The following is an 11079-nucleotide window of genomic DNA, read 5'->3' as shown; positions in this document are numbered from 1 at the left end:
CGCGGCGGCGATGTGCGGGCAACCTCACACTGAGGCAGACCTTGCCTGACATAGTTGAGTCGAGACCCGTATGACGAGACGTGAGGACGGCCCGGTGCAGCAGCTACGGATGGGCGGGGTCGTGGTCGACCTCGCGACCGAGCAGGAGACGATGGAGATCTACCGCGCGGCACTGCGCGGCGAGGGTGAGCCGGTGGCGATCGAGTCGGCCAACCTCGACCACCTCCACTGGTTCCCCACCGGGTCGCACGACCGCTCCGCGTCGGGCGGGCTGCGCTGGCTGACGCTGATGGACGGTGCACCCTTCGTGCTGACCGCCAAGCGCGTCACGGGGGTGGACCACGAGCGCCTCACGGGCGCGGACCTGCTCGAGCCGATGCTGCGGGCGGCCGCCGAGGAGGGCGCGTCGGTCGGGTTCTTCGGCGGTATGCCGGAGCTGCACGCGCGGCTGCGGGGTGAGCTGGAGCGGCGCCTGCCCGAGCTGCGGATCGCGGGCATGTGGGCGCCGGAGCGCTCGGACCTCGCCGACCCAGCGCGTGCCGCGAGGTGGGCCGAGGTGGTGCGCGAGTCGGGCGCGGACGTCGTGGCCGTGGCCCTCGGCAAGCCGCGCCAGGAGGACTGGATCCGCGAGCACGGCGTCGCGTCCGGGGCCCGTGCGCTGCTGGCCTTCGGTGCGGCGGCGGACTTCATCGCCGGCACCGTCGAGCGGGCGCCGCAGTTCTGGCAGGACAACCACCTCGAGTGGGCCTACCGACTGTCGCGCGAGCCCAAGCGCCTCGCCCGTCGTTACCTGCTGCAGGGGCCGCCGTCGCTGGTGCGGCTGCTGACCCGGACCGAGCGGCTGCTGCGGTACTGAAGCTGCGCCGGTACTCAACCGGTACTGGGCTGCGTCTGGACCAGGGGCGCTGGGACTGCCGCCGACGGCGAAAGCGCAGGCGGGCGCCAGTGGGTGGTTTTCACCGCCGTCCTCGATGGTTGAACCCACCCGATCAGGCCAGCGCCCCGACCGGCGGACTCCATCGGAGTCGCTCCACCACCGCCGCCGCCGGCGAGACCGCAGCCCAACGCGATCGGGTGGCTTTCACCGCCGTCTTCGACGGTCGAACCCACCCGATGAGGGCAGCGCCCCGACCGGCGGACTCCATGGGAGTCGCTCCACGACCGCCGCCGGCGGCGAGACCGCAGCCGGGCGCCGTCGGGTGGCTTTCACCGCCGTCCTCGATGGTCGAACCCACCCGATCAGGCCGCGGCCTTGGACGCCGCCCCCTGCGGGCGCACTCGACCACCGCCGCCGGCGAGACCGCAGCCCAACGCGATCGGGTGGCTTCGACCAGCGTGCCGACCCGATTTCATCTGGCGGGCACCCTGCGGTAAAGTTGCTCCTCGTTGCGACCCCCTCGGGGAGCGGCGACTGCACCCGTAGCTCAACGGATAGAGCATCTGACTACGGATCAGAAGGTTAGGGGTTCGAATCCCTTCGGGTGCGCTCTGTGTTGAGACAGAAGAAAAGGCCCTGGTCAGCGGAAACGCGAGCCAGGGCCTTTTGTCGTGTGCAGGCGCGTCAGTGCTGAGTCAGTCATCTTGTCAGTCATGTTGCGGGAGACGAGGGAACCGCCACCGCTAGCCGGGGCCGGGCGTGAAGGTGGTGCGGAGCCGGCATCCTGCCGGGGCGGCGCGGTGGACCTGCTCGCCGACCAGGTCCTCGTCGGCCCCCGGGGCGACCGTGATCCGGGCGACGAGTCGGCGACCCTCCCAGGCCGCCGTGGCGTCCTGCACCCCGGGCACGGCGGCCATGGTGGCGGCGACGGCGCCGGCCTCGACATACCGGCCGTGGACCTCCCGGCGCTCGTCCAGGGCGCCGCGGCTGACCAGGGTGCCGTCGGGGTCCTGGGAGACGAGCCACCCGGTCGGGTGCCGACCGGCCTCGGTGACGGCGACGAGCTCGCCGACCTGGTGCCAGCCGACGGGGTGGCCGAGCCGGTCGAGGACGACGTAGCCCCTCGGCGTCCCGCCGTCCAGCCCGGGCACGGCGAGCCCGTCCACGTCGACGACGGCACCCCATGGAGGCAGGTCGGCCGACCGCGCGGGCACCCGCGGCGTCGCCAGCCGCGCCGCCGTCTCGATCTCGGCGGCATGCCTGGTGTCCTGCTCCGCGACCACCACGCCCGGGCGCGACACCCGCGCCATGTATGCCGCGAACCTCTCGGCCCAACAGCGGGTCTCGTCCGCCGTGTAGAGCTCGCGGTGGGACTGCACCTCGACGGCGAGGGAGCCGTCGTCGAGCGGGCGGACCGTGAGCAGCAGGTCGTAGATCGGGCCCCGCTGCAGCGCGTCCGTCGCGAGACTGACGCCGGGGATGACGGGGTCGGCGTCATACGGCATGACGTTGACGACCGGGCCGTGGAACCGGCCCGCGCGCCAGGCCGACGGGACCGCCTCGAAGATCTCCTCCGCCTGGACGCCCTGGTGGGGCCGGGTCGCGCGGGCGTCGTCGACCGCGCGGCGGGTGACGTCCACCAGCCGGTCGTCCGCGTCCACGCGGATGCGGAGCGGGACGACGGTCATCATCTGCACCGGGACCCGCCTGGCCAGCGCGGACGCGCGGCCCGTCACCGGCGTGCCGATGACGGACTCGTGCTGCTCGCTGACCCGGGCGACGAAGGCGCCGGCCGCGGCGATCAGCGGGTAGGTCCACACCCGGTTGCCGAGCACGAGCGCGAGGTCGTCGCGCACCTCGACCGGTATGACGACGTCGTGCCGGTGAGGGTGGTCCGCGACGGGACGGTTGGCGTCGGCGGGGGACAGGCGCTCCGGTGCGCCGTGCAGGTAGTCGCGCCAGAACGCCTGGCCCTCAGGGGATCCGACGGTCCCCGTGGCGGCCACGAGGTCGGCCAGGGTCGGGAAGGGGGCGTCGTCCAGGGGCGTCCCGTTGACCGTGTGGAGGTAGTGCTCGATGACGCGGTGCCGCACGATCCACCCGCCGAAGCCGTCGACCGCGGCGTGCAGGCCGCGCTGCAGCCACCACACCCGCCCCGGCGCCACGACGAGGGTGTGGCTGAGGACGGGGGAGTCGGTCGTGAGGTCCCAGGGGCTTTCGCTGACGTCGCGGACCAGGGCGAGGGCCCGCGCGGCCACCTCGTCCGGGGTCCGGTCGGCGGTGCCGGTCAGGTGGCGGATCTCGACGGCGCCCGCGCTGGTGGGGGCCACGTGCTGCGTCGGGGGCTCCGTGGTCGTGTCGAAGCGCACCCGCAGCGCGTCCATCTCGTCGGTGGTCCGGCGGACCGCGTCCGCCAGCGCGTCGACGTCGACCGGGCCCGCCAGCTCCGACACCAGGGCGACGTGCCACGCGCTGCAGGTGGGGTCGACGAGGTGCCCGGACAGCATCCCCCGCTGCGGCGGCAGCAGCGGCAGCCGGGAGGGGGGCGGGTGGTCGGTCGTGCGGGGCACGCCCGGGGCGGGCTGGCTCAGCGTGACTCCTTGGTCCGCATGCGTCAGGGGAGCGTGACGAGTCTAGGCGCGATGGTGGGACGGCAGGCGGTGAAAGCAGCGACCGGTCTGGCAAGGTGGGCGTCATGAGCGACCAGTTCGACCTCGAGCCCGGAGACACCACCGACGACCAAAGCAGCTTTAGCGTCGACGACGAGGACCAGCTGTCCGCGGAGGATCAGCTCACCGACCGTGGCGTCGACGACCTGCTCGACGAGGGCTACTCCCCGCCCGAGCGTCCCCGGGAGGTGGAGAGCTATGGCATCACCGCCCAGGAGCAGCACGACGGCGAGACCATCGACATGCGCCTGCAGGAGGAGCTCCCGGACGACCCGACCGACGAGCATGACCCGCGGGCGCACGTCCGACCTGGTGAGGACCGGGTCGGCGGCGACGACTCCGACGCCATCGCGGTCGAGGACGACTTCCTCGGCGACCCGGAGGTCGGCGACCGGCGGGCCGGGCGGCTCATGGCGCCCGACGAGGGGGCGCACGAGGACGAGGAGAAGGACCTCGTGGCCGTGGACGAGGGGTTCAGCGGCGGAGCCGCGTCGGCCGAGGAGGCCGCGGTGCACATCATCGACGGCGACGGCGACGGCGACGAGGCCGACCGGGAGTACCCCCGTCTCGGCTGAGGCTGTGAGCGAGGTCTCGATGACGGGCACGGCTACCGGCGCGTAGCCTGGGCGGACCGTTGCGACGGTCGAGCTGATCCGACAGCGCCTCCCACCCGAGGCGGCGGGGGTGCTCGACAGCCGACATCCCCGGCGTGACGACGACCGATCGGGTCGACCTGACAGACCGCGAGCCGCTGCCTGCCGCCGAGGAGCCCTCATGTCCTATGCCCACGCCACCCGCCTGACCACCACCCCGGACCCGCACCAGCCCGATCCGGCGGACCCCGTCTTCGCCCTGCACCGCGGCGGCAAGCTCGAGACGGCCCTGCGCTGCGAGGTCAAGGACGCCCGCGACCTGTCGCTGGCCTACAGCCCGGGCGTGGCCAAGGTCTGCTCCGCCATCGCGGACGACCTCTCCCTGGTCGACGTCTACACGACCCGCGCCTCGACCATCGCGGTCGTCAGCGACGGGACCGCCGTGCTCGGGCTGGGGGACATCGGGCCGCACGCCGCGATGCCGGTGATGGAGGGCAAGGCCATGCTCTTCAAGGCCTTCGCCGGCATCAACGCCGTCCCGATCTGCCTGGACACCACCGACGCCGACCAGATCGTCGAGATGGTGGCGGCGCTCGCGCCCACCTTCGGCGGGGTCAACCTGGAGGACATCAGCGCGCCCCGCTGCTTCGAGATCGAGGAGCGGCTCAAGGCTCGGCTGGACATCCCGGTCTTCCACGACGACCAGCACGGCACGGCCGTGGTCACGCTGGCCGGTCTCACCAACGGCGCCCGCGTCCTCGGCCGGGAGCTGGGCTCGCTGCGCATCGTGATCACGGGCGCCGGCGCGGCCGGAGTCGCGATCACCCAGATGCTGCAGCGGGCCGGGGTGCGGGACATCGTCGTGTGCGACCGCCAGGGCATCATCGGCCCGGAGCGGCGCGACCTGCCCGAGCACAAGCGGCAGCTCGCGGCGACCACCAACCACCGCGGGCTGTCCGGTGACATCTCGCGGGCGCTGCGGGGCGCCGACGTGCTGATCGGGGTGGCCGGGGGCTCGGTGCCCGAGAGCGCGGTGGCCCGGATGGCCCTGGACGCCATGATCTTCGCCCTCGCCAACCCCGACCCCGAGGTGCACCCCGACGTTGCCGCCCGGCACGCCGCGATCGTCGCCACCGGCCGCAGCGACTACCCCAACCAGATCAACAACGTCCTCGCCTTCCCGGGGATCTTCAAGGGGGCCCTGGCCGCCGGGGCGACCCGCATCACCGAGGGGATGAAGCTGGCCGCCGCCCAGGCCATCGCGGACTGCGTGCCGGAGCCGACGCCGGAGCAGGTGGTGCCCAGCCCCTTCGACCCGCAGGTGGTGACCCGGGTCGCCGACGCCGTCGCCGAGCGTGCTCGCGCCGAGGGGGTGACTCGGTCGCGCTGACCGCGGGCACGGCATACGGCGGTCCCCTGCATGGGCGCATCCATGATCACGGGACGTGTTTGACAAGGCCCGTATGGGTGAGGGGGTTGTGCGAGTTGGCGGGAACGATACGTGCGCGTAACCCGGGTGCGGGACCCTCTAGGGGAGGTCAGGGAGGGCCTTGGTCCGGGCGTCGTCTCGTCGGGGCCGACCGTGCTGGTGGAGCAGGAAAGAAGTCATGTCAGACGTGATGGAAGTGCCCGGACAGCATCGCCCGCCGGCGGCGCCCGCCCGTGGCCGCGTGCTGACCGACCCTGAGCTCCACGAGTACGTCCCCACGCTGTGGACCCGGGTCCGCGGGGTGCGCACTATCACCCTGGCCTCGGACATCAGCGCGTGCCTGCTCGCCTGGCTCGTGACGGGGGCCTCGGCTCGGCCGGCGGTGCTTGTCAGCCTGGTGCTGGTCGTCCTTTTCCTTGGCAGCCGACTCTACGAGTCGCGCCTGAACCTGGCGGTCCTCGACGACCTGCCCGCCATCGTCGGGCGCTGGGTCATCGCGTGCGCCCTCGTCGCCATGGTGGGTGCCGGGATCGACAACCGGCCGGTGTCCAACGTCCTCGACGAGGTGCACCTGCTGGCCTACCCGCTCACCCTGCTGGTGCTCCTCGTCCTCGGGCGTGCGATCGCGTATGGCGTCATCCGCTGGGCCCGCCAGACGGGTCGCGTCGGTCACCGCGCGCTCATCCTCGGCGCCGGCGTGGTCGGCCACGAGATCGCCCACCTGCTGCAGGAGCACCCGCAGTACGGCCTGCGCCCCTACTGCTTCCTGGACTCCGACCCCAAGGTCGCCGAGTCCATCGACGGGCTCCCCACGCTCGGTGACCCCACCATGCTCGAGCACACGCTGGCCGAGCACCGCATCCACGTCGTCATCGTGGCCTTCTCCGCGATGAAGGAGTCGGAGATGGTGCCCCTCATCCGCACCTGCGACCGGCTGGAGGCGGAGCTCTTCGTCGTGCCGCGTCTCTACGAGCTGCACCACCTCGAGGGCGACATGGACACGGTGTGGGGCATCCCGCTGGTCCGGCTGCGCCGGGCTGCCTACCGCTCCCCGATGTGGCGCGTGAAGCGGCTCGCCGACATCGTGATGTCCGGGCTCGCGGTGCTGGTCCTGTCGCCCGTCATGGCGCTCGTCGCCCTGGGCGCACGGCTCGACGGTGGCCCCGGCATCATCTTCCGGCAGGAGCGCGTCGGGGTGGACGGCCGACCGGTGACCGTCATGAAGTTCCGCTCGATGCGACCCGTGAACGAGACCGAGTCCCAGACCAACTGGAACATCGCCAAGGACAACCGGCTGAGCAGGTTCGGCAAGTTCATCCGCAAGACCTCGCTCGACGAGCTGCCGCAGCTGATCAACATCCTGCGCGGGGACATGAGCGTGGTCGGCCCTCGGCCGGAGCGGCCCTACTTCGTCAGCCAGTTCCAGGAGATGTACCCGTCCTACGGCGCCCGGCACCGCGTGCCCTGCGGCCTCACGGGGTGGGCCGCCGTCAACGGGCTCCGCGGCGACACCTCGATCGCCGAGCGCGCCAGGTTCGACAACTACTACATCCAGAACTGGTCGCTCTGGCTCGACATCAAGATCATCCTGCGGACGATCGGCTCGGTCGTCACCGGTGCGGGTGGCTGACCAGCCCAGGAGCCGGGTGACAGTCGTGGACAGCGCCGGCCCCTCGACCCCCGCGCCGCGACGGCGACTGAGCCTGCTCGACCTGCGGGCCCGGCTCGCCGGCTCGCGACGCAACGGGTTGATGTTCGCCGACACCGCGATCAACGCCCTCACCGGGGTGTTCCTGGTGGCGGGGGCGGCCCGTCACCTGGATCCACGTCAGCTGGCGGCATTCTCGCTGGCCCAGCTCATGGTCACGACCATGATCGGGATCCTCCGCAGCGCGGTCTACGGCCCGGCCATGGCTGCCCAGCGCGCGACGGGCCGTGCCGTGGTGCCCGCGGACTGGGCCCTGGCCATCTCCGCGCCGACGGGGGTCGTGCTGAGCGCAGGCCTGGTCCTGCTCGTGCCCGGGCTGGGCGCGGACCGGCTGCGCGCCTTCTTGCTCATGGCGGTCGTGGCGGCGGTGGTGCTGGCCCAGGACGGGCTGCGGTCGGCGCTGCTGTCCCGCGAGCTGCCGGCCTGGGCCCTCGTCGCCGACGCGCTCACCTTCGTGGCCCTGCTGGCCCCCATCGTCCTGGGTGTCATGCCGGGGTCTGCCATCGGCGTGCTCGTGGTGTGGGCCGCCACCGTGGGCCTGGGGCTGCTCGTGTCGGTCGTGGGCCTGGTGCGCAGCCGACACGCCAACCACGTGCGACAGTCCCTGAGGTCGGCGTGGACGTTGGGGCGATGGGCGACCCTGGACGCCGTCTTCGCAGCCATCGCGTACCTCCTGCCCATGTTCATGGCGACGCTGTACGTCGGGAACTCGGCCGCAGGCACCTACCGCGTGCTCCAGACGGCGTTGGGTCCGCTCAACATCATCCAGACGACGGTCGTGACCGTCTTCGGGCTGGACGCCTGGCAGACGGCGACGCTGGAAGGGCTTCGCGCCCTCAAGCGCAAGGTCAACGTGCTGTTCGGCGGGCTGTTCGGTCTGGCAACCGCGTGCGCGGCCGTCGGCCTGCCCGTGATGATCGCCATCACCCATCTCTCCGACAGCCACCTCTCGCGCATCGCGTTGATCGTCGCCGCCCACGGGGTCATGACCGCGACGACGACGCCTTTCCTGGCGGCGTCTCTCGCCCTCGGCTACCAGAAGTTCGGGGCGATCATCCGGTTCGTCGTGCTGATCGCGTGCGTCGGCGTCAGCCTGCCGGTGGCGGGTGCGCGATGGGTCCCCTGGCACGACCCGATCGGTACCGCGATGCTCTTGTCCTCCGGCTTCACGCTGGCCGGCTGGATGATCTCCTATGCCGCGGCCTCCCGGCGAGAGGAGGCGCTGCTGGCGGGCGACGACCGCCGTCCCGTCGGGGCGGGGGGTCGCAAGCTGCAGGGCTACCGAGGGCGGCATCGTTCGTCCGGCAGACTTGACCCGTGACCTTGCCCCTCGCCGTGGCCCTGGTGCTTGCCGCGCTGGCGGGTGCGCTGGTGCGATCCCGCCCCACCGCGCTGCCCGGCCTGCTGTGCGGCGGGATCCTCCTGCTCGTGGCGGCAGCGAGCCCCCACGTGTGGAACTGGGCCAGGGTGCGCAACGGGTCCGGCCTCCCGACCGACTACATCGCTGACGTGTCGCTGGACTCCGAGGCGGCACAGGCGTTCCTCTTCGCGGCGGTCGGGTGCTTCCTGGGCGGTGTCCTGGTCGGCGTGTTCGTGCCGCCTGGGCCCAAGGTGGCGCCCCTGGGCGCCGACCGGGTCGCGCGCCTGGTGCGATGGGCGTCCGTGGTGCTGCTGGTGATGTGGTGCCTGGGGGCGGGCCCCAGCCTGTGGTACCGAGCGGTGTATCTCGAGAGCGACGGCATCAAGGCCTTCACCAACATCTCCAGCCTGCTCGGTCCGCTGGTGGGCGTGGCGGGTCTGGCCACCGCTCGTCAGGCCCCCACCCGACGCGACCGCCTCATGGCCTACGCCCTGGCGGGGGTGTGGTTCATCCTCACCTCCTCGCTGGGCTCCCGGGTGTCGCTGCTCTTTCCCGTCCTGGGCTTCGGACTCTTCCTGCAGTGGGTCCTCGGCCGGCGCTCGTGGCGGTGGGGGATCGTCGCGGCTGCTCTGACCTACCCGTTCATCTACGTCTGCCTGGCGGACTTCGCCCTGACCCTCCTGGTCAGGTCAACCCCTCACGGTCTCAGCATGTACCTGACCAACCTGAGCTCCCCGCAGGTGCCCCAGCTGGGTGATCCGGCCGGATGGGTCGCCCCGGTCCAGTGGCTGGGGTCCTCGATCTCGGCCTCCACGGTGATCACGGAGTTCTCGGTGGCCTACAACCCCGGCGCGGAGGTGCTGCTCGTCAACGCCAACCCGATGCCCTCCGGGCTCGCGTCCGCGGTGGATCCCTTCTCCGCCGAGCGGTTCTGGCCCTACGAGTGGATCCCGCTGTCGTTCGCCGGCGAGTGGTACGGCGCGCTGGGACCGATGGCCCAGGTGCTCCTCTTCGCCGGCATCACCGGGTATGCCGGGGCGGCGACCGAGGTCTTCCGGCGGCGGGGACTGCCGATCGGCACAGCCATGGTCCTGGCGCTGGTGCTGCTGTCCATGCTGATCTCGATCCAGTACCCGTCCAGGATGTTCTGGAGATTGATCAGCATGATCGTGCTGCTGCCGTTCGGGGCGCCCGTCCTGACCGCCCTGCTTCGCAGCGTCCCTACCAGGAGTGTGTATGCGTCTGTTGTCCGATGAGCGCGTCCGTCGCTGGCTCCTGCCGGTGCTGGCGGCGCTGGCGTGCGCCGTGCTGGGTGGCCTGCTCGGAGCCGTCGCCGTCCGCGGTGAACCCGCTGTCTACACGGCCTCCGGGAGCGTCCTGCTCACCCCGGGCGAGACGTCGGTCGGCAGCGATGCCATGGCGAACTCGACCTACATGCAGAGCCAGGTCCAGACGTATGCCGAGATGGTGGGGACCCCGCTCGTCCTCGGACGTGTCGTGAAGGAGCTGGGCCTGTCCGAGAGCGCGAGCCAGCTGAGCGGGCGGGTGTCCGGCAAGGCGACGCTCAACACGGCCATCATCGACGTCTCCGCGCGCGCGGCCTCTCCCGAGGAGGCCGTGAAGATCTCCGACGGTGCGCAGCGATCCCTGATCGCGACGGTGGAGGCGATCTCCCCGAAGTCCTCGAGGGGCGGAGCCCCGCTCGTCGAGGCCCGTGTCCTCCGCGCAGCGTCGGCGCCAGCGGGCCCGACGTCGCCCAAGCGGTCGGTCTGGGTCCTGATGGGAGCCGCCGTCGGCGCGGGCCTGGGCTGGCTGGTGGGCAGCCTGGCGAGCAGGCTGCGGGAGCGGGCTCGCCGCACCGCGCGCCACCACATGATCCCCGAGAACGACAAGGCGGACGATGCTGTGGTCGCGGTCGGGCGTCGGGGCCCTCGCGCCGCGGCCTACCGCGCTCTGGTCGCCCCGCTGCTCGGTGGGGCGCCCACGGACGAGGCGCGCACCGTCGTGGTGCTGGGGGACGACCGCGACCAACGCCATGGCGTCAACATCTCGCTGGTGCTCGCCGAGACCGGGCACCGCGTGGTCGCGCTCCTGCAGCGAACGGTTTCCGACGACCTTCCGGTGGTCACGTGGCGCGAGCTGATGACCGAGCAGCGACCGCCGTCGGAGGCCTCCCGCAACGCCCCGGTGTGGGTCGTCGACTGGGACGGTCTGGTCGCCCACGAGGTGCTGAGCCGACTCAAGCAGCGGTTTCCGCACGAGCCCGGCCGCCCCCTGATGGTCCTGGCCGCCTGCGGCTCTCTCGACGACACCCTCGGCAGCAGCTCGTGGATCGCGGAGGGAGGCACCGTGATCGCGACCGACGAGAAGGAGGGGCGGTTGGCGAGCAACCTCCTCGGGCCGGAGGATCTCGGTCGACTCGTCGTCCTCGGGGACGGCTGAG

Annotated in this window: 8 protein-coding genes and 1 tRNA gene; 8 read left to right on the top strand and 1 reads right to left on the bottom strand. The window is 72.0% G+C overall.

The window, feature by feature from the left end; genetic code table 11:
• Positions 1-70 precede the first annotated feature (70 nt).
• Positions 71-856 carry a WecB/TagA/CpsF family glycosyltransferase gene (locus ADJ73_RS03010; RefSeq protein WP_082176697.1) on the top strand — a complete coding sequence of 262 codons (786 nt, stop codon included), beginning with the start codon at positions 71-73 and terminating at the stop codon, positions 854-856.
• A gap of 557 nt (positions 857-1413) precedes the next feature.
• Positions 1414-1486: transfer RNA gene (locus ADJ73_RS03005), tRNA-Arg, on the top strand.
• Positions 1487-1620: 134 nt separating this feature from the next.
• Here the strand turns inward: ADJ73_RS03005 and ADJ73_RS03000 are convergent.
• Complete coding sequence (locus ADJ73_RS03000; RefSeq protein WP_050347041.1) at positions 1621-3447, bottom strand: condensation domain-containing protein; 1827 nt, start codon at positions 3445-3447, stop codon at positions 1621-1623.
• Positions 3448-3572: 125 nt separating this feature from the next.
• Between ADJ73_RS03000 and ADJ73_RS02995 the strand changes: the two genes are divergently transcribed.
• The 6 genes from ADJ73_RS02995 to ADJ73_RS02970 all read left to right on the top strand — a co-directional run bounded on the left by ADJ73_RS02995 (position 3573) and on the right by ADJ73_RS02970 (position 11078).
• Positions 3573-4121, top strand: a complete 549-nt coding sequence (locus tag ADJ73_RS02995; RefSeq protein ID WP_050347040.1) for a DUF5709 domain-containing protein — start codon at positions 3573-3575, stop codon at positions 4119-4121.
• Between the two features lie 199 nt (positions 4122-4320).
• Positions 4321-5529, top strand: a complete 1209-nt coding sequence (locus ADJ73_RS02990; RefSeq protein WP_050347039.1) for an NAD(P)-dependent malic enzyme — start codon at positions 4321-4323, stop codon at positions 5527-5529.
• 280 nt (positions 5530-5809) lie between these two features.
• Positions 5810-7198 carry a sugar transferase gene (locus ADJ73_RS02985; RefSeq protein ID WP_050347038.1) on the top strand — a complete coding sequence of 463 codons (1389 nt, stop codon included), beginning with the start codon at positions 5810-5812 and terminating at the stop codon, positions 7196-7198.
• A gap of 16 nt (positions 7199-7214) precedes the next feature.
• On the top strand, positions 7215-8597 hold the full coding sequence (locus tag ADJ73_RS02980; RefSeq protein WP_156188087.1) for a hypothetical protein: 1383 nt from the start codon (positions 7215-7217) through the stop codon (positions 8595-8597).
• Positions 8594-9892, top strand: coding sequence for a hypothetical protein (locus ADJ73_RS02975; protein ID WP_050347036.1), 1299 nt, complete (start codon positions 8594-8596; stop codon positions 9890-9892). The genes ADJ73_RS02980 and ADJ73_RS02975 overlap by 4 nt, the downstream gene beginning before the upstream one ends.
• Positions 9873-11078, top strand: a complete 1206-nt coding sequence (locus ADJ73_RS02970) for a YveK family protein (protein ID WP_050347035.1) — start codon at positions 9873-9875, stop codon at positions 11076-11078. Before ADJ73_RS02975 ends, ADJ73_RS02970 begins: the two co-directional genes overlap by 20 nt.
• Position 11079 lies beyond the last annotated feature (1 nt).

This window comes from Arsenicicoccus sp. oral taxon 190 (genome assembly GCF_001189535.1).
GTDB lineage: Bacteria > Actinomycetota > Actinomycetes > Actinomycetales > Dermatophilaceae > Arsenicicoccus.
This window is presented reverse-complemented; position numbering and strand designations above follow the sequence as displayed.

Coding starts and splice junctions, on each gene's coding strand:
- ADJ73_RS02990 (WP_050347039.1), top strand. CDS start 4,321: ATGTCCTATGCCCACGCCACCCGCCTGACCACCACCCCGGACCCGCAC.
- ADJ73_RS03010 (WP_082176697.1), top strand. CDS start 71: ATGACGAGACGTGAGGACGGCCCGGTGCAGCAGCTACGGATGGGCGGG.
- ADJ73_RS02970 (WP_050347035.1), top strand. CDS start 9,873: ATGCGTCTGTTGTCCGATGAGCGCGTCCGTCGCTGGCTCCTGCCGGTG.
- ADJ73_RS02995 (WP_050347040.1), top strand. CDS start 3,573: ATGAGCGACCAGTTCGACCTCGAGCCCGGAGACACCACCGACGACCAA.